Raw genomic sequence first — 20,410 nt, 5'->3', positions numbered from 1 at the left:
TGTCAGGCCGACGCCGACTCGGACGGCGTGGGCGTCACCGACTCGGACGGGGTCGGGGACGGGGAACCGGACGGCGGCGGGCCGGACGGCGGGGGGCCGCTCGGGCCTCCCGGACCGCCGGGGCCGCCCGGGCCGCCACCGCTGTCGTCGTCGCCGACCGACGTGTCCGACAGGTCCATGCCGATCGTGAAGCAGGCGGTCCAGCCGGCCCGCTGCCGCCGCGGCGCGAGCACCATCTGCGCCCCGGCCTCCTGGTAGATGCCGTCCGTGGCGTTGGTCGTGTCCGGGGTGCCCTTCGCCGCGTACGGGTCGGTCGCCAGGTAGGCCGCGTTGAACTCGTCGGTGAAGAAGAGTTGCGACGTGAACTCGTACGGGTTCCCGTCCGTCCCGGTCGTCCGGATCTTGATGTGGAAGTGCACGGTCCGGCCCATGTACCAGCCGGGCAGCAGGGTGGTGAACCGCACCCGCCCCCGCGCGTCGCTGACCTGGTAGCCGCGCAGGAAGTCGTGGCCGACCGAGTCGTTGGCCGCGACGTCGGAGTAGACCCCGTAGGCGTCACAGTGCCAGATGTCGACGATGGCGCCCGGCAGTGCCGAGCACAGACCGTCGGCGATCTGCAGGACGTCGATGTCGAGGCTGAAGACCGTGCCGTCGGAGACCGTGCCGTCGGCCGTGTCGATCCGGATGTCCGAGCGTTCCAGGCCCTCGTCGACGTAGTAGGGACCCTCGGTCATCTCGGGTTTGACGACACAGTCGACCACGGTGGCGGTCGCCGTGCCGGCTTGTGCTGCGGTGCCGTTCCCGGCCAGGGCGACCGCGGCGCTCGCCCCGGCACCGGCCAGTCCGAGCACGGCGAGTGCCTGTCGCCGGCTCAGGACACGACCGACGGGTTCGTCGTCATCATGCATGGATGGATCCTCCTCGTGGGATGGGACCCGCCGACGCTAGATATCGATACTTGGAAATGCCTCGATGAAACCTGTCCGGGGCCTGTGGGCACCCTCTCTCCGGAAACCCGCTCTCCGGAAACCCGCGCGCTGAGCCCGCACCCGCGATCCTTCACGGGTACGGGCTCAGCCGGCCGCCAGAATCTTCCGCAGGAGGCCGAGATCGGTGGAGACCGCGTCGAGGTCCCGCTGGTAATCCTCATCGGTCATGCCAGGCTGGCGGCGTACGGTGAAAATCACCTCGCTGCCGTCGCCGTGGGTGATGACCCGGACCGGCATGTAGACGGTCTCGCCGGACGGTGTCACCACCTCGTGGTCGAGGACGCCGAAGTCGTTACGCGGCGCGAACGTGATCCGGGCGCGGCCCACCGGAGTGTCGACGAACCAGGCGCCGTCCTCCTGGGTGACCGTCCCGCCGAGGCCGGGCGCCCAGCTCGGCAGGTTGGTGGGATCGGAGACGAACGCGTAGACGTCCGCGACTGATCGGTCGATGAACACACTCAGGTGCCGGGATTCTGTCGACATCGGCCCATCATCGCAGCGGTACGCCGATCCCGCCGGACGCCGGCCCGATCAGCCGCGCCGCCCGTTCCCTGTCACCCTCCGTGGCGACTGCGACGCCGTGGACCAGGGTTCGCTCAGGTAGGTGATCAGCGCGCATGCCCCGGCGCCCGCGCTGCGGCTCTGCACCGCGACCGGATCGCGGAGGGAGTCACGGGGCGGGTGGTCTGCGGTTGTGGGAGGTGTGGCGCGTACCCCCGAAGGAGAGTGACGGTCAGCCCTGGTCCTGCGGCCGCAGCAGGGGTGGGTGCAGCAACCTCGCCGGGCCTCGCCGGAAGAGCTGGGCTGGTCGGCCGCGGTCGCGGCTGGCGGTCTGGCCGGTGGGTTCGACGAAGCCGTCGGCGCCGGTGACCTTGCGGTGGAAGTTGCGGGGGTCGATCTGGACGTCCCACACCGACTCGTAGACGCCGCGCAGATCGGCCACGGTGAACACGGGTGGGCAGAAGGCGGCGGCCAGCGGCGTGTATTCCAGCTTGGAGCGTGCCCTCTCCACCCCGTCGTCGAGGATGTCGTCGTGATCGAAGGCCAGGCCGCCGTCGAGCAACTCGGAGTAGGGGCGCCAGGCGGCTCCGGCCGCGTCGCCACCGGCGACCGGGGTCGGCAGGTCGGGGAGCAGGGCCAGATAGGCGACGGTCACCACCCGGCCCCGTGGATCTCGGAACGGGGAGCCGTAGGTGCCCAGCTGCTCCAGGTGGCCGGCCTGTGGGTCGAGCCCGGTCTCCTCGGTGAGCTCGCGGGCCGCGGCGTCGTCGAGATCCTCGTCGGGCAGGACGAATCCGCCGGGCAGCGCCCAGAAACCCTCGAAGGGCGGGATGCCGCGGCGGATGAGCAGCACCTGCAGGTCACCGGCCCGGATGGTGAGCAGCACCAGGTCGACGGTGAGCAGCACCACGCTGTTCGTCATGTTGACGATAATAGCGCCCACGCTTTATCGTCGCCATGACGAAATTGAACGGTGAGAGGACGGCACGACATGGCTGACGTGACACGACGGCTGCACCTTCGCCACTTGCGGGCGGCGCCGACCAGCTGGGTCAGCCACACCGTCGGCGGCCAGGCGAAACGCGCCGGCACCGGCCTCTCCTTCTGGTACCGGCCGTTGACCGCGGTGCTGTCCGAGGTCCCGGTCGACGACCGTGAGCTGCCACTGCTCTTCCACGCCCGCACCGAGGACTTCGCCGACGTGACCGTGCAGGCCACGGTGACCTACCGGGTGAGCGACCCGGCCGCGGCGGCCTCCCGGCTGGACTTCTCCATCGACCCCTACAAGGGCGTCTGGCGCGGTCAGCCACTCGACCAGGTGGCCGGGCTGCTCGCCGAGCTGGCCCAGCAGCCCGCGCTCGACCTGCTGGCGCGCCTTCCGCTGGCCGAGGCGCTGACCACCGGCATCGCCCCGATCCGGCAGTCGGTCGCCGACGCGCTCGCCTCCGACCCGCGGCTCACCGAGACCGGCGTGTCCGTGGTCAGCGCCCGTGTCGTCGCGATCCGGCCGGAGCCCGATCTCGAGCGTGCGCTGCAGACGCCCACCCGCGAGGCGGTGCAGCAGGACGCCGACCGGGCCACCTACGCGCGCCGGGCACACGCCGTGCAGCAGGAGCAGGCCATCGCGGAGAACGAGTTGCAGAGCAAGATCGAGCTGGCCCGCCGCGAGCAGCAGCTGGTCGAGCAGCGCGGCGCCAACACCCGTCGCGAGGCCGAGCTGGATGCCGAGTCGCAGCTGGTGGCCGCGCGGGCCGACGCCGATCGGCAGGAGGTCGCGAGCGCCGCCGAGGCCGAGCGGGTGCGGCGCGCTGCGGCTGCCGAGGCTGACGCCGATCGGGTCCGCGATGAGGCCCGTGCCGCCGGCGCCCGTCTCGTCGGTCTCGCCGAGGCGGAGGCGGAGGCCGCTCGGCTGGCGGCCTACCGTGACCTCCCACCGGCCGTTCTGCAGGCGCTGGCCCTCAAGGAACTGGCCGGTCAGCTGCCCGCGATCAACGAGCTGACGGTCACCCCCGACATGATCAGCAAGCTGGTCGGGCGACTCGGGTGAGCACCCTCACTCCGCGCGTGGTGGTCGTGTCGCGGCGCAGCGAGCTCGACGAGCTGCTCGCCCGGCACGGCACCCGCGGCGCCGCGTCCTTCTTCCTGCGCGAGCGTGGCCGTGACCTGGACGAGGTGACCGCCCGCCACGAGGCGCTGACCGCGGCGTTGACGGCGGTCGGCGCGGCGGTTCCGGGCGACTGGCGGCGTGGTCACGTCGAGCGGGCCGACCTGCCACGGTTCCTGTTCGCCCCGGAGGACGTGGTGGTCGCCGTCGGGCAGGACGGCCTGGTGGCCAACGTGGCGAAATACCTGCACGGGCAGCCGGTGATCGGTGTCGACCCGGAGCCGGGACGTAACGCCGGCGTGCTGGTCCGGCACGAGGCCGGTGCGGTGGCGGGGCTGCTGCGGCGGCGCGACGGTGGACAGGAACGGACGATGGTGGTCGCCCGGCTCGACGACGGGCAGGAACTGTTCGGGCTCAACGAGATCTATGTCGGTCATGCCGGTCACCAGTCCGCCCGCTATGTGCTGACCAACCCGGAGGGCGTCCGCGAGCGGCAGTCGTCGTCGGGGCTGATCGTCGGCACCGGCACGGGCGCCACCGGGTGGTGTGCCTCGATCGCCCGGGACCGCGCGGTCGCCCCGCCGATGCCGGGGCCCGCCGATCCGGCGGTCTGCTGGTATGTGCGGGAGGCCTGGCCGTCCCCGGCGACCGGAGTCGGTCAGGTCGCCGGGGTGATGCGGGCCGGGCAGGAGCTGGAGTTGAGCAGCGAGTCGGAACGGCTGGTGGCGTTCGCCGACGGTCTCGAGGCGGACGCGTTGCCGCTCACCTGGGGTCAGCGGATCCGGGTGGGCGTCGCCGACCGTCGTCTGCGGCTGCTGTGAAGCGGGTCTACGAAAGGAAGGTCGGGTGCGAGGCCAGGTAATCGGCGAGCAGGCGCGCGTGGTTGTTCGCCGTGTCGGGACCGCTGTGCAGCAGGGTCACCGTGGCGTGGTCGGACTCCCGCTTGCGCAGGGCCGCGACCGCTACGGGGTTGGCGTCGAGTTCGGCGCGGTACCGCCGGCTGAACTCGGTGAACTCGTCCGGGTTCTCCTGGGACCAGGCCCACAGTCCGCTGCTCGGGGCGGCGTCCTCGGCCCACAGGTCCAGCGCGGCCTGCTCCTCGGTGATGTCCTCGGGCCACCGCCGGTCGACCAGGACCCGGAACCCGTCGGATTCGCCTGCTTCGTCGTGGATTCGTTTCACCTGGAACGCCATGTCCGCATGCTACGGCGATCCGCCAAGATCGGCTCGGCGAGTGGGAGGGCGGTCCCCGGTGGGCGGCAACGCCGTCACGTGTCGGGCGGATCCTCCTCAGATCTTTACGAACGGTCGTGCCAAAATGTCACCCGTGATCGATGGACGCCGTGCCAGGGGCGACCGCACCCGCGAGGCGATCCTGGCCCACGCCGTGGACCTGGCCTCCTGCGAGGGACTGGAGTCACTCTCCATCGGCCGGCTCGCCACCGGCCTGGGAATCAGCAAGAGCGGCCTGTTCGCCCACTTCGGGTCGAAGGACGATCTGCAGGTCGAGGTCATCCGAGCGGCACGGGACGTCTTCGCGGCCCGGGTGCTGGTGCCCGCCCTGGCTGCTCCGGCCGGTGTCGGACGCCTCGAGGCTCTGTGTGAGCGCTGGCTGGCGTACTCGAAGGACCGGGTCTTCGCCGGAGGATGCTTCTTCGCCCAGGCCGGCGCGGAGTTCGACGCCCGCCCCGGCAAGGTCCGCAACGAGCTGGCCGCCGCGATGGGGGACTGGCTGACCGTGCTGGAACGCAGCGCCGCCACCCTCGACGGGGTCGGCCCGGACCACGCCCCGCAACTCGCCTTCGAGCTGTACGCGCTCATGGAGGCGGCCAACGCGATGTCACTGCTGCGCGGCGATCCGAGTGCCTACGACCGCGCCCGCACCGGTATTCACCAGCGTCTTGCCGGGTATCGTCGGCAGGCCGAGCGATGATCTGGAGGTGGGGCATGAAGGCGCTCACCCGGCGCGTGACCCTCTGGCGCGCCGACCTTGAGGACGCCGTGTGCGGCATTCCGGCCGACATCGCCGACGCGGTCGGCGACCGGGAACAGATCGTGGTCGTGCTCGACCACCGGACCGAGGGCGTCACCGCGACCAAGCAGACGTTCGACGGCGCGCGGGTACGCTCCGCCGACCCGGACGGTGGCTGGCGGCTCGCCGGCCTCACGTGGCCGTCCGACGTGCGGACCGGCACGCTCGTCGCGGTGTCCTGGCACCCCGGCCGGGAGGAGATCGTGCTGCGGACGATCCCCCTCGACGAGCCGCTGCGCATCGACGGGGTCGCGTATTTCCACGAGTTCGACCCGGCGGTGATCACCCGCGACTTCGACCCCGGCATCTCCAACCGCGGGCAGGTGCTGCGGACGATCCGGCAGCTCGGGCGGGTCTACGACGACGGCAGTGCGGTGTTCCCCGAGGTGGACCTGCCGAAGCGCAGCGGTCTCGGGCGCGGGGCCAAAGGCGCGTTCCTGCTGAAGAACGCGGTCGACCAGCTGATCCGGGAAGGCTACGTGACCCGGGTGCCTGGCAGCCTCGACGACGAGGGCAAACCGGTGTACCCGGCGGCCGAGGGGGCCGACGTGGTCGACATGCTGTTCTACGCGCCGCTGATCGAACCGGTGGACGCCCCCGGCGAACACGGCGAGGGCACCGGGGAGGGTTATGACCGGCGTGACCACTGGGTCGCCGGGTTCATCCGGAAACTGCCGCCCGGGGCCGAGCCGTCGACGAAACAGCTCGAACTGCACCAGCGGGCCGTGGAGAACGAGCAGATAGGTTCGGGAGCCCTGGCACCGGGATACACCTTCGTGAAGAAGCACCACCGCAACGGCTGAGCAGCTCCCGGCGGGTCTTCTCGGGGGTTTGCCGACCGCGTGCCGGGCCGTCCGAGTCGGCTGGTCGCCGCTCGTGCGTCTCCCCTCGGAGGGTCAGCGCCGCGACCGTCGAGCGTCGGCGGGCTTGGCGTTCCTCCATGCGGGTGTGGGTCAGGTGGCCGCCGAGGTTCGGGCACGCCGTCGCAGAATCAGCCAGACCAGCCAGCCGAGGCCGATGATGAATCCGAAACTGATGATGCGGTAGAGCACGACCGCCGCGACCGCCGAAGCACTGTCCAACCCGGCTGCGACCAGGCCCAGCACCAGCGCGGCGTCGATCACGCCGAGCCCGCCCGGCACGATCGGGACGCTCGCCGCGGCCATCCCCGCACAGTACGCGATGAGCAACGGAATCGGACTGATCCGGTCGGCGCCGACCGCCACGCAGCACATCCACAGGCACAGCGCGTCGAGCAGCCAGTTCGCCATGGCGAGCAGCGACGCGACCGCGAACCGGACCGGATGGATACGCACCGCCCGCAACTGTCCGACAAAACCGAACAGTCGGTCGGCGCCGTGCTCGGGTGGCCGGTGCCGGACCTTGTTGACGGACCCGAGCAGCCGCCGCACCGGCCCTTCCAGCCACTGCGGATGCTTGGCCAGGACACGGACCGCCGCGGTGATGGCGATCGCGATCAGCCCGTACCCGACCAGCGTCTGCCAGTCGGTGGTGTTCCGCGCGAGCAGCCCGCCGGCGGCGCCGACCAGGATCAGCGCGCCGGTGGACAGGACGCTGCTGAGCGCGATGCACCACGAGGCCTCGGCGGGCGAGGCCCCGTACCGGCGCATCTGCCGAAAGTTGAACGTCGTGGAGAAGACCGGCCCGCCGGGAAGCGTCACGCTCAGCGAATGCGAGGCGTAGGCCATGGCGGCGTGCCGCCGGATGCTCACCTTCGTCCCGGCGCCGTGCAGGAGAGCACGTTGCATGCGGGCGTAGGTGCCCATCGAGGCGATCTCCGCAGCCACCGCCGCTGCCACCCAGCCCTTGTCAGGGGTACGCAGATAGTGCAGCGCCTGTGTCAACGCGGGCCATCCGAGGAACAGTTCGACGCCGAGGATGACCGCCACGAGGCACGCGAGTGTCGACCCCCGCCGCCACCAGGGCGCACCGTCCTGAGCGGGTAGCGGATGCTCCCGCGACAGCGCGGGCGGCGTCGTCATCAGTGGCCTCAGCGTTGCTCATCGGGTGCCATACCCGCCATTCGGCAGTCCAGCCCCGTTACTGAGCCGCAGACCCCTTCACCGCCCTGCCGGGCCGAGTCGACCGCTATCGGGGACGTCGTCGTGGGCGCGCGATGTCGTCGTGCCGACATCGTCAGTGGAAGCCGCGGCGTGATACCCGGCCTTGTGCCCGGGCCGTCGGCCGCCGTCGACGACAGCGGTTTCGGGTGAGTGGGCCGTCGACCGGTTCGGGCGGGCACGGCGCCTATCGGAATCGGGCGAGCAGGTCGCCTGCTGCGGCTCGGGTCATGGGTAGCAGCGGCGTCGACGCCATCAGGGCGACCTCTTCCGTGGGGGAGGTCCGGCCGTCGAGGAAACGCAGCACGCGAGAGGGGGAGTTGCGCATGAACAGGCGCTCGAAGAAGGCTGGTGCGGGCACCAAGCCGCGGTCCCAGGCGCGTAGGGCTACCGCGTCCATCCACAGATGACGCCGGGGATAGGCGGGGTTCGGCACCGGGTCGCCACCGCGGGCCAGAGCGGCCGCGATCTGGTCGGCCTGCCGGCGCATCGCCGAGAAGGTGTAACCGGTGGAGGGCCGGGTTGCGCCGCCGGCGGTGCCGAGGCGTACCACCCGCGGCGACGGCCGGAGGGTGAACGGGGCGTCGGTCATCGGGATCGCCCCGTCCTCCACCTGCTCGACCAGCAGCTTGTCAGGGTCGAGACCAAGACCTCGGGTGTACGCGGACAGCGCCTCCACGTACGCCGCGTCTTCCAGCCGTTGCGGCGAGAACTCGGTGTACTCGATCAGCGCCGTGTGCGCCCCGGTCGGCAGGACATAGCCGAACGACACGCCTCGCGGAGGCTGTGGTGTGCGGAAGTCCATCAGCACCGCCGACCGGGGGTCGAACACCGGCTCGGCCGAGCGCACCCACCAGCCCCGGAAATGCTGCAACCACGACGTTCGCCCGGGGCGCGCCGGTTTTGCGGGGCGGGAATCGAGCACCCACTCTGCTCGTACGATGACATCGCCGTGAGGATCGCGGACCGTGACCGCCGTGCCCTCGTCGAGCACCTCCGCGGCTCGGGCGATGATCCGTTTCACGCCCAGCCGGTCGGCGGCCTGCTCCGCCCGCGCGAAGACCGGAGCCGACCGCACCATCGCATATCGTGTCGGCCCGAGTTCGAGAGTGCGACGTTGCGGGGCGTAGAGGTCGACGGCGGTCCACGACGCCTCCAGGACCGGATCGAGGTCATCGGTCGCGCCGGTCCAGAACGCCCACGTGCGGTGACGGTCGCCGTCGCCCGGATCGATCGTGGCGATCCGCAGGTCACGTATCCCGTGGCGGGCGAGTGCGTCGAGCAGCAGCGAGGCGGCCCCGCCGTTGCCGACGAGGGCGAGGTCTACGTCCATCGCGCCATTATCAGCCACGGCGCCCAACCAGACATCCCGTGTGTCGAGGGTAGAAAAACTGTGATTACGGCGAAAACTTGCCAACTCGACCATCATCAACGATCATGGATCGTGACGCGCCCGTCCCGGTTCCCCCGTGCCAGGACGGGCGCGCTCCATTCCCGGATGTCGTGGCCTGACGCGTCGGCTCGACTGTCGGAACCCGGCATGTCCAGCCCGGCGAGGGGTCGCACCGGTCACCGCGGATGCTGGTGAGTTCCCGGCTGACCAGCGCCTGGTTCGGTGCTGCGGCGGCTGATGATCGCGATGCGGCCGGTCGCCGGTGCCGATGATCTGATGCGGCTGTCCCGGGGCGGAGGTGTTCGCCGGCGTTTTCGCCGGGCGGACGCGTGACCTTGTGGTGGTGCCCGTCTCTGACCTGCGGGAATGCTACGCTAATAACCCCAAGTAATCAGATGATTACTGGATTGAGTATTCCAGGGGGGCCTTGGCATGAAGCTGAAGAAGCGCAAGCCGAAGCAGATCAGGGTCAGATTTGCCGTGATGTACGGCGGCATAACCCTTTAGGCCCATTGATCACATCGAGGGGAGCACGTGCCGACGTGCTCCCCTCGGTATACCTAGGAGTAGGCCTTGACCGACGACCTGGTCGTCCTCCGTGCCGAATCCGGCCCGATCGCCCTCGGACCAGCCCGGCACCTGCTCGAACTGCTCGGCGTCGACGGCGACGCGGTACCCGCCCGGGTCGCCGCGACCGTGCAGCACCGGTTCGGGCGCAGCGGGCAGGCGGCGGTCAGCCTCGCCGACGCGACCGGCCTGGAGAGTCAGGTCCGCTACCAGCTCGTCGAACGGATCGACCGGTCGTTCGCCGAATGCGCCGACCTGATCGGGCGGCGGCTGACCGGCCCGGCCACGATCCGGGTCACCGGCGCGCAACGGCTCGACGCCGGCACCCGGCGTCTGCTGCACCGGCTCGGCGTCATGTGCGACCACATCACGGTGAGTCTCGAACCCGGCCGGCCCGAGGGGCGGCGCCGGGCACTCGACGCCGACGAGCGCCGCACCCTGGCCCTGCACGCCCAGGAACACGTCGCCGCGGCGGACGCCGACTGGCTGATCGAACGCGCCCAGCTGCACCTGCACGCCGGGGACGCCTGGACGGCGACGGCACTGCTGCGCCCGCTCGCCCACGACCACGACCGGCCCGCCCTGCACCAGGTCCTCGCCGTCGGGCACGTCATGCTCGGCCACCCGGAAACCGCCGAACGTCACTACCAGTCATGGGCGCGGACCGGGACCCCGCTCGACGCCGCCCGGGCCCGTTTCGGTCAGGCCATGCTCTACGCCCGGCACCACGCGCCACACCTCCACGACGACACCCGGGCCGCCGCGCTGCTCGACCAGGCGCTGACGGACCTCGACCGAGCGGGGACCGACGACGTCACGCTCGACCGGATCTTCAATCGCAACGGGTACGCCGTACTGCAGGTCCGCGCCGGGAAAGTGGACGAAGCACTCGCCTTCCTCGACGAGGCGCTGGAGGCGATGACGCCCACGACGGAGAAGAACCACCTGCACCGGGCGGCCCTGATGTATCACCGGGCGCACATCAAACGCCGCATCGGCGAGCACGCCGCGGCGACCCGGGAATACCGCAAACTGCTCGACGTCGACCCGGACATGCCCGAATATCACATGGAACTCGCGCTCAGCCACATGGTCCTCGGCGAATGGGCGCAAGCCGTCGACGAACTGGACCGGGCGCGCGACCTCGACCCGTACATCCCGGAGGCGCACGCGTTGCGCGCGCAGATCGCCGAGCAACAGGGGGAGAGAGACGCGGCCATCGCGCTGCACCGGCAGGCGTGGCGGATCGCGCCCGACGATCCCGAGCGTGTCTATGCGTACGCGTACGCGCTCTCCGAATCCCAGGACTGGACCGAGGTGATCGCCCTGCTCGACGGCGGGCCGGTCCACGCCGATCTCAGCTGCGTGCTCGCGGAGGCGCTGGTCAACGTGGGGCGCACCGACGACGCGGTGGCCTGCCTGACCGACGCTCTGGAGTTGGCGCCCGACGACGAGAACCTGCGCGACAACCTGGCGACCGTCCGGCAGGCCGCGCACGCGTGACAGGCGGCCCGGCTGTGGGGTACCCGCACGCGCCTGAGGGTCACGCTGGACTGCGCCACGTCGCGGGTCGCACGTGTGGGAGCCCTCTCGGGAACAGCTCGCGTGGGGGAGCCGCATGTTCGGAGGGCTTGCGCCTGCGGGTGGCGTTCGTGGGAAATGCCGGGAAGATGGCTTGCTGAAGTCTTGTACCGGAAACGTGCCTCTCGGAAGGCGCGCGTCCGAAAAATGTCAGACCCGGGTGTCAGGATTCCCGGCATGAACGGTGTGGTGTCGGCGATGCGGCTGCGGTCAGGCGAGGATGTGCGACTCGGCGGGGAAGACCCCGCGGAGCGTGCTGATCAGCAGGGCCGGGGTCCACGGCTTGGCCAAGAACGGGCAGTCCGGCGCCAGGTGGTGCCGGCGCAGCGCGATCTCCCGCGGCATCTCGGAGATGTAGGCGACACGCATCTCCGGGCGGTGCGCGGTGAAGGACGAGGCGAGTTCGCCGCCGGACACGCCGGGCATGTCCAGGTCGGTGAGCAGCACGTCGATCGGCCCGTGGTGCAGCATCTCGGCCATCGTGGCCGCCGCGGGATTGTCCGCGGCCAGCACGTCGATGCCGTGCGCCTCGAGCACCTGCGCGGTCAGACGCCGCATCTCCGGGTCCTTCTCGACGAGCAGCACCACGGGGCGCCGTCCGGAGAGATGCGCGCCGTTGGCACCCAGCCGATCGTGAAACATGGTCGCCCCCTGGCCGTCCCGGGACCGGTCGTCATTTCGGAGCGTAGGTCAGTTTCGTCGCTCGCGGGCCTGGTTGCGGAGAGCATGCGAGCGGAGTTCACGATGGTCGCCGCGGAGCGGCGCACGACGTCTGCCGCGGAGAGATTCACGACGTCCGTCGGGGAGGAGTGCACGACGTCTGCCGCGGAGGACTTCACGACGTCCGCCGGGGATGAGTGCACGACGTCTGCCGCGGAGGACTTCACGACGTCCGCCGGGGATGAGTGCACGACGTCCGCCGCGGTCGTGAGCCTCGTGACGCTCGGGGTGGCCGACGTCGACGCGTCTCAGCGGTACTACGAGGCCCTGGGCTGGAAACCGGTGCGCCCGGCGACCAGCCGCGAGCGACCGCTGCGGTCCGCGGGGAGTCCGGCGGTCGGCAGCAGACGGCTGCTGGGGTCCGCGGGAAGCCCGGCGGCCGGCGGCAAACGACTGCTGCGGAATGCGGGGGCGTGGCTGGCTCTCCGCCCGGTCGCCGACGACGGGAGTCCGGGCTCGGTCTGATTGATGGGGCCGGGTGCTGCTGATCGGCTTGCGTTGCGGTCGGCCGTCGGGGCTTGAGCGTCGTTCGCGGGGCTTCGAGGGTTGTTCGCGGGGCTTCGAGGGTTGTCCTTCGACCGTGGGAGGGCTTGATTCACAGCGATCGGTGGCACCGTTGCTTCGATGAACCACTCCCGACTCGTCTCGCTCCTCGCCGGCATCGGTGTCGCCTGCGTGGTGGCCTCGTTGGGTCTGTACGCCATGTTGCACGTGGTGCAGCCGTCCGCCGAGCTTGACTGGGCCCGGCGGACGATCAGCCAGTACGCGTTGCTCTCCAACGGGTGGGCGTTCGACGCGGCTACCCTGCTGCTGGCGGCCGGGTCGTCGGCTGTGCTGGTGGCTCTGCTTCGCGCGGGCGTAATCACCCGGCCGGCTGTGGTGGCGCTGGTGCTCTGGATTCTTGGGCTGGTCGGGGTGGTCTGGTTCGAGAAGCACAACTGGGCGGCCGGACCGTCCAGCAGCGGCGACATCCATCGGGTGGCCAGCGTGATCGCATTCCTCAGCCTGCCCGCCGGGGCGCTGCTGGCCGCTTGGCCCTGGCTGCACGCCGACCGTCCTGCGGGGTTGCGGTCGGATCGTGCTGCCGGGTCGTGGTCGGATCGTGCTGCGGGGTTGCGGTCGGATCGTGCTGCGGGGTTGCGGTCGGATCGTGCTGCTGAGTTGCGGTCGGATCGTCCTGCCGGATCGCGGTCGGATCGTGCCGCGGGATCGGAGGCCGGCCGTCAGGGGGAACTGGATGCCGACCAGGTCGCCGCGTTGAGTGCCGGTCGGTCTTCAGAGGTGGACGCCGATCGGGCCGATCTTTTTTCGGGGCTGCACGTGGGGCTTCCGGCGCGGGTGGTCGCGTTCGGCGGGGTCGCTTCGCTGCTCTGCTTCGCTCCGATTCTATGGGCGGTGGTCGCCGAGCCGTGGACCGGTGTGCGGTGGTGGCGGGCCATTCCGCTGGGCGGCGTTGAACGGCTGCTGGGTCTGGTCGAGGTGGCCACCGTTCTCTTGTTGGCCTGGTGGGCGGTTCGGGCCACCCGCTCGGCGGTGCCGGAGGAGTCGGCTCTCGCTGAGTCGGTCCAGGCCTGACCACGCGAGACCGTGGTGCCGGCCAGCCAGTCAGCCGGTCGGTCGGCCAGCCAGTCAGCCGGTCGGTTGGTCGGTCGTCGGTCGGCGAGCCAGCCAGCCGGTCGGCCAGTTGGCCAGCCGGCCGGAACCCCTACCGGCTCGTCCTGGATCAACCAGGTCGAACGCTGGTTCGGCTTCCTCATCGACCAGAAGATCCGACGCGGGGTCCACAAGAGCGTGCAAGCCCTGGAAGCCGACATCCGCGACTGGGTCACCGACTGGAACGCCAACCCGCGACCGTTCATCTGGACCAAGACCGCCGAGGAGTTCCTCGAATCAATCGCCAGATTTTGTGACCGAGTTTCCGGCGCAGGACACTAGACACCTAATCGCGGTCAAGGTCTGCGTGGTGATTACGGGCGCGCTGGACGCCCCAAGTCACCACACCCCTGACGGTGTGGTGATTACGGGCGCGCTGGACGCCCCAAGTCACCACACCCCTGACGGTGTGGTGAATACGGGCGCGCTGGACGCCCCAAGTCACCACACGCCTGAGGGTGTGGTGATTACGGGCGTGCTGGACGCCCGAAGTCACCACGCCCGTGGCGGTGTGGTGATTACGGGCGGGATGGCGGCTGAAGTCACCATGCGGACCCTGATGACGAAACGGGTCTAGATGGTTGAAAAGGCAACTTTTCCTGGAACGTCACGGCGCCTGCCGCCACGACGGCCTCTTCGCCCGCATCGGTCAGCGCCTGTTCGCCCGTATCGGTCAGCGCAGTTCGCCCGCGTCAGTCAGCGCAGTTCGCCCGCGTCGGTCAGCGCCTGTTTGCCCGCGTCGGTCAGCGCCTGTTGGCCCGCGGGCGGTCAGCGCCTTCTCGCCCTGGCGGCCGTGATCTGGCACGACACCGACATCGGCGCGCCCGGCCCATGATCACTCATCGCATACGGCCATTGATCAGTAAAGATCTAAGAATCAATCATCTAGGGCTGGGCGCGGCGGCCAGGGGTGAGGTGACTTCGATGACGACTGCGGTCAGCGGCTCGGCGGCGCGGGTGACGTGGTGCTCGCCCGCATGCCACAGAACGGCCTGACCGGCGGTGACCTCCTGCCATACGCCGCCGTCGCCGTCGTCGCTGCCGGACTGGACTCTGCCGCGGCCTGCTGTCACCACCATCAGCTGGTCCACCGGTGCTGGGTGCCGTCCGATCTCGCCGCCTTCCTCCACGTGGAGCACGGTCACCGATGCTGACGTGGAGCGGGCCAGCGGATGCGCCGTCACGCCGTGGCTTTCGTGGGCTGCGACTACGTGACCGTTACCGAAATCGATCATCTCCATGGTGGTTCACGGTAGGTGGGTGGGGCTTTCACTCGTACACCGGTGACAGGGGTTGAATGATCCACTCGTCGGCCTCGGAGCCCAGGTAGAGGGTGCCACCCGCCCAGGCCAGGTGAATCCCCGTGCAGCGGTCCGGATCGAACCGGTCCGGAACCGCCCGGACCTCGCGCAACCGGGCGCCGACCAGCCGGGCCAGCGGATCCGGGGGTTCCGCCGCTGCCACCCGGATCTCGCCGTGTTCGCCCAGGTCCACCGGAACGCCCACGTCCTCCGGAAAGGCCCACAGGTGATCACCCATGCCGTGCAGCGCGGTCACCCGGCCGTCGTCGAAGTGCAGCCAGATGTGCACCGGGCCGGAGTCGTTGCGCCGACCCTCGAACCAGTGGTGGGAGGCGGTCACCGCGACGACGGTCCGCCCGGCCCGTTCGCGGGCCCACCCCGCCATTTCGATGATGCTGCTCATTGGCCTCATCGAACTACAGTGCGGCCATGTTCGAAGACGGGGGCCGATGGTTCGCGATGGCGGCGATCGGATTCATGGTGCTGGTGCCCGCGGGTGTCGGGGTGGCGATGCTCGCCGCGGTGGTGCTGCGGGTGTCCCGCGCCCGCCGGTTGGCCGCGAGTGGTCAGCGGGCGAAGGCTGTCGTGGTGGACAACCGGCAGCGTTCGTGGTCGGAGGGGCGGCTGACGTTCGCGCCGGTGGTGCAGTTCGTGACGCCGTCGGGGGCGGAGGTGCGCACCGTTCTCGATGACATGGAGGGCAACGTGTCGCACGTTGCCGGCACCGTGTTCGAGATCGTCTACGATCCGGCCCGCCCCGAGGCGGCCCTGCGGGCGACGCCGACCGGTGGCCGGGTCGCCACGACTGTCGTCTTCGGGCTGCTCTTTCTGGGTTTCGCGGCGTTCGTCCTGTGCTTCTTCGGTCCGCTGCTCCTCGGGTCGAGCATCATCCCGGGGCTGGACCTGACCGGATTCGGCGACGAGAGCGGGTTCGGGGGCGAGAGCGGGTTCGGGGACGAGAGCGGTTACTGGGAAGGGCTCAGCGGCTTGGTGCACAGCACGTCCGGTGCCGGCAGATAGCCGAGCTCCTGCCAGAACCGCAGGCCGGCGTCGTTGTCCGGCATGACCAGCAGGTTCACCCGCGGGCACCCGATCGCCCGGAACCGTGTCTCGAGTTCGCCGACCAGCCCGCGCGCGATGCCCTGCCGGCGTCGCGCCGGGTGCACGGCGAGCCGCAGGATCATGCCGCGCCGCCCGTCGAACGTACCCATCACGACCCCGGCCAGACTGTCGCCGTCGTCCGCGACCAGGACCAGCGACGGCCGGTAGGTCAGTTCCGCGAGGGGGACGATCTCGCGTCCGGCTGCCGTCCACACCGCGCAGGCCGCGTCGTAATCCTTCACGGTGAACTCTCGATATGACATCATTGTTGTCATGTCCCCTGATGATCGTGGTGCCGTCGTCTCCGACATTCTGCGGAACGTCCGCCCACTGGTGTTGAACTCCGCCCGTGTCGTCGAGCACATGCTGCGCGCCGCCGGCATCACGGTCGGCATGCGGGCCGTCCTCGAGATCCTGTTCGACGACGGCCCGGCCCCGGTGCCCGCCCTGGCGGACCGCCTCGACCTCGCCCGCCAGGGGATCCAGCGGCACGTCAACGACCTGCTCGCGCTCGGCTGCGTCGAGTCCCGGGAGAACCCGGCGCACCGGCGCTCGGTGCTGATCGCGCTCACCCCGGCCGGCACGGCGACCTTCGAGCGGATCCGCGCCGCCGAACTGCGCGACCTCGACCGGCTCGCCCCGGACTGCACCGCCGACGAGCTGATCACCGCGCGCAAGGTCCTGAACGCCCTGAACCGCGACATCCGCAGAAAGGCGCAGCCGTGACCATCCATGACCTGACCACCGCCAACCGCCTGATGATCGCCGACTTCCTGGAGAGCCTGGACGACGACGCCTGGCACCGGGAGACGCTCTGCCCCGGATGGACGACGCACCACATGGCTGCTCACTTCGTACAACCGATGGTGCTGGGTTTTGGTCGGTTTCTGCTCACCTCGCTGCGGTACCGGGGCGACACCGACCGGACCGTCGACCACCACACCCGCCGGCTCGCCCGGCGGCCGCGGGCCGAGCTGATCGGACTGCTGCGCGAGCACGCCGCCGACCGGTCCGACCCGCCGCGCGTCGGTCCGATGGGCCCGTTCGCGGAGACCTGCGTGCATCTGCGCGACATCGCCCGCCCGCTCGGCCTGCCCGCCGACGTGCCGGCCGCGCACTGGCGGATCCTGCTCGACTATCTGACCGGTCCCGATCCGGCGCCGGCCCTGGTCGCGCCGGGGCGGCTCACCGGCATGCGGTTCGTGGCGACCGACGTGGACTGGCAGGCGGGCGAGGGCGCCCTGGTCACCGGGCCCATCGAGGCCATCGGGATGGCGGTCACCGGGCGCGCGGCGGCGCTCGCCGACCTCACGGGTGACTGGCAGGCGACCAGCCGGTGAAGTCTCCTCCGCGGATGCCCTGATCACGGGATCGGTGTGCCACCCTGGGAAACCCCCTTGATCAACGGAGGCAACGCGTGCCCAGACGCGTATTCGTGCACGTCGGCGCGCCGAAAACCGGAAGCACGTTCGTCCAGAACGTCCTGTGGGCCAACCGGGAGGCACTGCTGCGGGCCGGGATTCTGATGCCGGGCTCGCGGACCGCTCAGGACCAGGCCATGACCGATCTGCGACAGGCCGCGTGGCGCGATGCGAGCGAGACGTACACGTGGGACATGCTCGTCGACACCATCGGCGACTGGCCCGGTGACGTCGTCATCACCAACGAGGGCCTCGGCGGGGCCACCGCGGAGCAGGCGCACCGGGCCGTCGCCAGCCTCCAGCCGGCCGAGGTGCACATCATCGTGGTCGGGCGCGACCTGTGGCGTACCTTCCCCTCGGTCTGGCAGGAGAACATCCGGTCCCGCAGCGTGGGCAGCTTCGACGCCTTCCTCACCGGGCTCGAGAAAGGACGCAACGACGCGTTCTGGAACCACACCGCGAACCGGATGCTGCGCCGCTGGGGCGACCTCGTCCCGGCCGCCCAGCGTCACCTGATCACCGTCCCGCCGCCCGGATCGTCGCCCCTGCTGATCTGGGAACGTTTCGCCGGGATCGCCGGCATCGCGGACGGCGTCTGCGAGATCGGCGAGCCGGCCGCGAACCCGTCGCTCGGCGCCGCCGAGATCGAACTGCTGCGCCGGATCAACATGGCCCTCGGCGATCGGTACCCGCACCGGATCCCGTACCGCCGCGGGGTCCTTCGTCACCTCGTCAACCCGGTGCTCAAGCAGGGCCGCAACGACCTGCGCTTCGGCGTCGGCGCCGACCGTGCGCAATGGGTCCGCGACCTCTCCGAGGAGCGCATCCAGGAGCTGCAGGAGTACCCCTGCCACATCGTCGGCGACCTGAACGAGTTGCGCCCCGGTGACATGCGCGACGCGATGTCACCGGACGAGATCACCGACGGGCAGATCCTCGACACCGCGATCGAGACCATCATCGGCATGCTCGGCTACGCGGACTCCCTCGCCCAGCACCCGCGGCGAGACCTGATCACGCGCCTCAAGGGGCGTCTGTCTTCTCTGCGTACGTGACAAAGCCCCGCTCAAACGCACCACCCCGTCACCTGGCGGACGCGTCCCCAGCATCCACCGTGGTGTGAGTCCGGTAGAAATCCGCAATGGTGCCGAATGCGATCTTCGGTTCCCAGGTGAGATCGTCGAAGACCTTGACGATCCCGGGACTGGCGAGGTCCAGATCGTCGCGCGGATCACCATCGGGCCGGTGCGGGAAGTCACTGAGCGCGAAAAGGTAGGGGAAGGCGCTGTCCACGCCCTCGCGGTCGAAGATGTCCAGCAGCTCCCCGTAGTACGCCGCCTGCCCGGCCTCGTCCCGCTCGTGGACGCCGTTGATCCGGACCGGCGCGCGGGTGACCGGGTCGGTCTCCAGGACGTCCATGCTGCGCGGTGCCACGTCGGCGGCGCCGCGCCAGGTGGCCGTGCCGAACCCGGTGATCGCGACCGGTTTGTCGCCGCTGGTCACGGACCGGACCGCGGCGGGGAACCCGTCGGCTACCTCGGCCGAGCGGATCAGCTCCAGCGTCACGACGTCGAACAGTCCCCAGTCGACGTCCTCGTACGGGATCGCCGCGTAGGTGACCCGCCCGTGGAAACGTTCCCGGATCGCGGCGACGGCGGTCCGCAGGAACCCGTCCAGGCGGGACCGGGCCTCGGCGATCCGGGCGCCCCGTGCCGCCGGATCGCCGAAGAGCCGGTCGAGCCGGTCCTCGATGCGCTGACCGTCGATGAAGCCGCGCCCCATGATGCTGAGCTCGACGCCGGCCACCAGGACGACCTCGGCGCCGGTGGACCGGATCCGTTCGGCCCGGTCGGCGACGTCGGTGAACAGGGCGTGGATCTCGTCCGGGGGCAGGTCGATCGGGTACGGCGAGAGCCACACCTCCAGTCCCAGCTCGGCGGCGATCCGTCCGGCGTCCTCGAGTCGCCGGGCGTCGCCGCCGACGAGGTGGACGGCGGTGCAGTACAGGTCGTCCCGGATGACGGTCAGCTCCCGTCGCACGGCCGTCAGGTCGAACCGCGCCACGGAGTTGACGCCGTCACTGACGAACCCGGTGCTGTACGCGATGCCGTTGGCACGCATCGAACTCTCCCTCTGTCGTGAGTTGATGCGCCTACCGTACACAAAAGTTGCGTGCACGCAATATTTCGCGCACGCATCATTTTCTGGCAGGATGGAGCCATGGCAGGGTTGCGGGAACACAAGAAGCAGGCCACCCGCGAAGCCCTGCAGACGGCGGCACTACGGCTGGCCCTCGAACACGGTCCCGGCAACGTCCGCGTCGAGGAGATCGCCCAGGCGGCCGGGGTGTCGCCCCGCACCTACAACAACTACTTCTCCAGCCGGGAGCAGGCGATCGTCAGCGCCATCACCGCTGACCGGGTCACCCGGACGGTGGCGGCGGTCCTGCACCGTCCCGCCGACGTTCCGCTGGGCGTGGCGGTGCTCGACGCCGTCGTCCCGGCCTACTCGGGCGATCCGGAGGCGTCCGGGGCGGCGCTGCTGATGGTCGCCACGACGCCGGCGCTCCGGACCAGCTACCTGGACACCGTCACAGGATTGGAAGAACCGCTGGCCGGGGCGATCGTCGACCGTTGTGGCGGGGTGGAGGCGCTGACCGCTCGCGTTCTGGCCGCGGGTGTGGTGGCCGCCATCCGGGTGGCCCTCGAGCACTGGTTGCGCGCGGCTACCGTCCCGGCGGCTCTTCCCGGGTTTGTCATCCCGGCGGGCTCGCTTCCGGAGGTCGTCCGGGCAGCGGTCACGGCACTGGTGCCGGCCCTGAACGCCGCCGCACCCCGGCCGGAGCCGTCGGGCTGACCCGATGGTCGCCGTCCAGTCCCGGCCGGAGCCGTCGGGCTGACCCCGATGGTCGCCCCGTCCAGTCCCGGCCGGAGCCGTCGGGCTGACCCCGATGGTCGCCCCGTCCA

Annotated in this window: 24 protein-coding genes; 13 read left to right on the top strand and 11 right to left on the bottom strand. The window is 70.4% G+C overall.

The annotated features are described in order from the left end of the window. Positions 1-2: 2 nt before the first annotated feature. The 3 genes from WH85_RS43455 to WH85_RS43445 form a co-directional block, all read right to left on the bottom strand. Positions 3-908: a dioxygenase family protein gene (locus WH85_RS43455; RefSeq protein WP_063775612.1), complete on the bottom strand. Its 906-nt coding sequence runs from the start codon at positions 906-908 to the stop codon at positions 3-5. 165 nt (positions 909-1,073) lie between these two features. Further along, positions 1,074-1,472, bottom strand: coding sequence for an SRPBCC family protein (locus WH85_RS43450; protein ID WP_045748050.1), 399 nt, complete (start codon positions 1,470-1,472; stop codon positions 1,074-1,076). A 250-nt stretch (positions 1,473-1,722) separates the two neighbouring features. Beyond that, positions 1,723-2,412, bottom strand: a complete 690-nt coding sequence (locus tag WH85_RS43445) for an NUDIX hydrolase (RefSeq protein WP_045748049.1) — start codon at positions 2,410-2,412, stop codon at positions 1,723-1,725. Between the two features lie 69 nt (positions 2,413-2,481). On the opposite strand from WH85_RS43445, the gene WH85_RS43440 reads away from it, so the two are divergent. Both WH85_RS43440 and WH85_RS43435 read left to right on the top strand, forming a co-directional pair. Then, positions 2,482-3,537, top strand: a complete 1,056-nt coding sequence (locus WH85_RS43440; protein ID WP_045748048.1) for an SPFH domain-containing protein — start codon at positions 2,482-2,484, stop codon at positions 3,535-3,537. Further along, positions 3,534-4,415 (top strand): inorganic polyphosphate kinase, encoded by an 882-nt coding sequence (locus WH85_RS43435; RefSeq protein WP_045748047.1) that lies wholly within the window; start codon positions 3,534-3,536, stop codon positions 4,413-4,415. The genes WH85_RS43440 and WH85_RS43435 overlap by 4 nt, the downstream gene beginning before the upstream one ends. Before the next feature lie 7 nt (positions 4,416-4,422). On the opposite strand, the gene WH85_RS43430 is transcribed toward WH85_RS43435, so the two are convergent. Continuing rightward, entirely contained in the window at positions 4,423-4,788 is a 366-nt protein-coding gene (locus WH85_RS43430; protein ID WP_045748046.1) for a DUF488 domain-containing protein, read from the bottom strand. A gap of 133 nt (positions 4,789-4,921) precedes the next feature. Between WH85_RS43430 and WH85_RS43425 the strand changes: the two genes are divergently transcribed. Next, positions 4,922-5,527 (top strand): TetR/AcrR family transcriptional regulator, encoded by a 606-nt coding sequence (locus WH85_RS43425; protein ID WP_211275628.1) that lies wholly within the window; start codon positions 4,922-4,924, stop codon positions 5,525-5,527. A gap of 14 nt (positions 5,528-5,541) precedes the next feature. Beyond that, positions 5,542-6,429 carry a hypothetical protein gene (locus WH85_RS43420; RefSeq protein WP_045748044.1) on the top strand — a complete coding sequence of 296 codons (888 nt, stop codon included), beginning with the start codon at positions 5,542-5,544 and terminating at the stop codon, positions 6,427-6,429. A 150-nt stretch (positions 6,430-6,579) separates the two neighbouring features. Here WH85_RS43420 and WH85_RS43415 read toward each other — a convergent pair whose 3' ends face one another. Together WH85_RS43415 and WH85_RS43410 are read right to left on the bottom strand one after the other, a co-directional pair. Next, a complete protein-coding gene (locus tag WH85_RS43415) occupies positions 6,580-7,629 on the bottom strand; it encodes a lysylphosphatidylglycerol synthase transmembrane domain-containing protein (RefSeq protein WP_045748043.1) in 1,050 nt (349 codons plus the stop codon). Positions 7,630-7,894: 265 nt separating this feature from the next. Further along, positions 7,895-9,040: a lycopene cyclase family protein gene (locus WH85_RS43410; protein ID WP_045748042.1), complete on the bottom strand. Its 1,146-nt coding sequence runs from the start codon at positions 9,038-9,040 to the stop codon at positions 7,895-7,897. Positions 9,041-9,673: 633 nt separating this feature from the next. Here WH85_RS43410 and WH85_RS43405 point away from each other — a divergent pair. After that, the gene (locus WH85_RS43405) at positions 9,674-11,170 is read left to right on the top strand and encodes a tetratricopeptide repeat protein (protein WP_045748041.1); all 1,497 of its coding nucleotides are present in this window, start codon (positions 9,674-9,676) and stop codon (positions 11,168-11,170) included. A 288-nt stretch (positions 11,171-11,458) separates the two neighbouring features. On the opposite strand, the gene WH85_RS43400 is transcribed toward WH85_RS43405, so the two are convergent. Further along, positions 11,459-11,890, bottom strand: coding sequence for a response regulator (locus tag WH85_RS43400; protein WP_045748040.1), 432 nt, complete (start codon positions 11,888-11,890; stop codon positions 11,459-11,461). A gap of 285 nt (positions 11,891-12,175) precedes the next feature. On the opposite strand from WH85_RS43400, the gene WH85_RS51270 reads away from it, so the two are divergent. The 3 genes from WH85_RS51270 to WH85_RS49630 all read left to right on the top strand — a co-directional run bounded on the left by WH85_RS51270 (position 12,176) and on the right by WH85_RS49630 (position 13,903). After that, a complete protein-coding gene (locus WH85_RS51270) occupies positions 12,176-12,433 on the top strand; it encodes a VOC family protein (protein WP_157411590.1) in 258 nt (85 codons plus the stop codon). Between the two features lie 159 nt (positions 12,434-12,592). Then, entirely contained in the window at positions 12,593-13,543 is a 951-nt protein-coding gene (locus tag WH85_RS52585) for a DUF998 domain-containing protein (RefSeq protein WP_052721220.1), read from the top strand. 12 nt (positions 13,544-13,555) lie between these two features. Then, positions 13,556-13,903 carry a hypothetical protein gene (locus WH85_RS49630; RefSeq protein ID WP_211275627.1) on the top strand — a complete coding sequence of 116 codons (348 nt, stop codon included), beginning with the start codon at positions 13,556-13,558 and terminating at the stop codon, positions 13,901-13,903. Positions 13,904-14,502: 599 nt separating this feature from the next. On the opposite strand, the gene WH85_RS43380 is transcribed toward WH85_RS49630, so the two are convergent. Beyond that, entirely contained in the window at positions 14,503-14,862 is a 360-nt protein-coding gene (locus WH85_RS43380; protein WP_052721219.1) for a cupin domain-containing protein, read from the bottom strand. Between the two features lie 28 nt (positions 14,863-14,890). Further along, positions 14,891-15,325, bottom strand: coding sequence for a hypothetical protein (locus WH85_RS43375; protein WP_045748037.1), 435 nt, complete (start codon positions 15,323-15,325; stop codon positions 14,891-14,893). Between the two features lie 26 nt (positions 15,326-15,351). Between WH85_RS43375 and WH85_RS43370 the strand changes: the two genes are divergently transcribed. Further along, on the top strand, positions 15,352-15,942 hold the full coding sequence (locus WH85_RS43370) for a DUF3592 domain-containing protein (RefSeq protein ID WP_045748036.1): 591 nt from the start codon (positions 15,352-15,354) through the stop codon (positions 15,940-15,942). Here the strand turns inward: WH85_RS43370 and WH85_RS43365 are convergent. Then, entirely contained in the window at positions 15,888-16,265 is a 378-nt protein-coding gene (locus WH85_RS43365) for a GNAT family N-acetyltransferase (protein ID WP_245674349.1), read from the bottom strand. The two genes, WH85_RS43370 and WH85_RS43365, sit on opposite strands and share 55 nt — an antisense overlap. Positions 16,266-16,296: 31 nt before the next feature. Between WH85_RS43365 and WH85_RS43360 the strand changes: the two genes are divergently transcribed. From WH85_RS43360 to WH85_RS43350, 3 genes are all read left to right on the top strand, one after another. Beyond that, positions 16,297-16,749, top strand: a complete 453-nt coding sequence (locus WH85_RS43360; protein WP_045748034.1) for a MarR family winged helix-turn-helix transcriptional regulator — start codon at positions 16,297-16,299, stop codon at positions 16,747-16,749. Continuing rightward, on the top strand, positions 16,746-17,363 hold the full coding sequence (locus WH85_RS43355; protein ID WP_245674348.1) for a maleylpyruvate isomerase family mycothiol-dependent enzyme: 618 nt from the start codon (positions 16,746-16,748) through the stop codon (positions 17,361-17,363). The genes WH85_RS43360 and WH85_RS43355 overlap by 4 nt, the downstream gene beginning before the upstream one ends. Positions 17,364-17,440: 77 nt before the next feature. Then, positions 17,441-18,499 (top strand): hypothetical protein, encoded by a 1,059-nt coding sequence (locus WH85_RS43350; protein ID WP_045748033.1) that lies wholly within the window; start codon positions 17,441-17,443, stop codon positions 18,497-18,499. A gap of 28 nt (positions 18,500-18,527) precedes the next feature. Here the strand turns inward: WH85_RS43350 and WH85_RS43345 are convergent, their stop codons facing one another. Beyond that, a complete protein-coding gene (locus WH85_RS43345) occupies positions 18,528-19,565 on the bottom strand; it encodes a hypothetical protein (RefSeq protein ID WP_045748032.1) in 1,038 nt (345 codons plus the stop codon). A 99-nt stretch (positions 19,566-19,664) separates the two neighbouring features. Here WH85_RS43345 and WH85_RS43340 point away from each other — a divergent pair, with 99 nt between their 5' ends. Next, a complete protein-coding gene (locus WH85_RS43340; RefSeq protein WP_045748031.1) occupies positions 19,665-20,300 on the top strand; it encodes a TetR/AcrR family transcriptional regulator in 636 nt (211 codons plus the stop codon). The last annotated feature ends 110 nt before the right edge of the window (positions 20,301-20,410 follow it).

The sequence above is a fragment of the Actinoplanes rectilineatus genome (assembly GCF_000962825.1).
GTDB lineage: Bacteria > Actinomycetota > Actinomycetes > Mycobacteriales > Micromonosporaceae > Actinoplanes > Actinoplanes rectilineatus.
Note: the sequence above shows the minus strand (reverse complement) of the source record. Positions and strands in the feature narration are given on the sequence as shown.

Bases quoted from the DNA above. Each gene is read 5' to 3' on its own strand.
- WH85_RS43455 (WP_063775612.1), bottom strand. From the start codon at position 908: ATGCATGATGACGACGAACCCGTCGGTCGTGTCCTGAGCCGGCGACAG.
- WH85_RS43450 (WP_045748050.1), bottom strand. From the start codon at position 1,472: ATGTCGACAGAATCCCGGCACCTGAGTGTGTTCATCGACCGATCAGTC.
- WH85_RS43445 (WP_045748049.1), bottom strand. From the start codon at position 2,412: ATGACGAACAGCGTGGTGCTGCTCACCGTCGACCTGGTGCTGCTCACC.
- WH85_RS43440 (WP_045748048.1), top strand. From the start codon at position 2,482: ATGGCTGACGTGACACGACGGCTGCACCTTCGCCACTTGCGGGCGGCG.
- WH85_RS43430 (WP_045748046.1), bottom strand. From the start codon at position 4,788: ATGGCGTTCCAGGTGAAACGAATCCACGACGAAGCAGGCGAATCCGAC.
- WH85_RS43420 (WP_045748044.1), top strand. From the start codon at position 5,542: ATGAAGGCGCTCACCCGGCGCGTGACCCTCTGGCGCGCCGACCTTGAG.
- WH85_RS43415 (WP_045748043.1), bottom strand. From the start codon at position 7,629: ATGACGACGCCGCCCGCGCTGTCGCGGGAGCATCCGCTACCCGCTCAG.
- WH85_RS43410 (WP_045748042.1), bottom strand. From the start codon at position 9,040: ATGGACGTAGACCTCGCCCTCGTCGGCAACGGCGGGGCCGCCTCGCTG.
- WH85_RS43400 (WP_045748040.1), bottom strand. From the start codon at position 11,890: ATGTTTCACGATCGGCTGGGTGCCAACGGCGCGCATCTCTCCGGACGG.
- WH85_RS52585 (WP_052721220.1), top strand. From the start codon at position 12,593: ATGAACCACTCCCGACTCGTCTCGCTCCTCGCCGGCATCGGTGTCGCC.
- WH85_RS43380 (WP_052721219.1), bottom strand. From the start codon at position 14,862: ATGGAGATGATCGATTTCGGTAACGGTCACGTAGTCGCAGCCCACGAA.
- WH85_RS43375 (WP_045748037.1), bottom strand. From the start codon at position 15,325: ATGAGCAGCATCATCGAAATGGCGGGGTGGGCCCGCGAACGGGCCGGG.
- WH85_RS43370 (WP_045748036.1), top strand. From the start codon at position 15,352: ATGTTCGAAGACGGGGGCCGATGGTTCGCGATGGCGGCGATCGGATTC.
- WH85_RS43360 (WP_045748034.1), top strand. From the start codon at position 16,297: ATGTCCCCTGATGATCGTGGTGCCGTCGTCTCCGACATTCTGCGGAAC.
- WH85_RS43345 (WP_045748032.1), bottom strand. From the start codon at position 19,565: ATGCGTGCCAACGGCATCGCGTACAGCACCGGGTTCGTCAGTGACGGC.
- WH85_RS43340 (WP_045748031.1), top strand. From the start codon at position 19,665: ATGGCAGGGTTGCGGGAACACAAGAAGCAGGCCACCCGCGAAGCCCTG.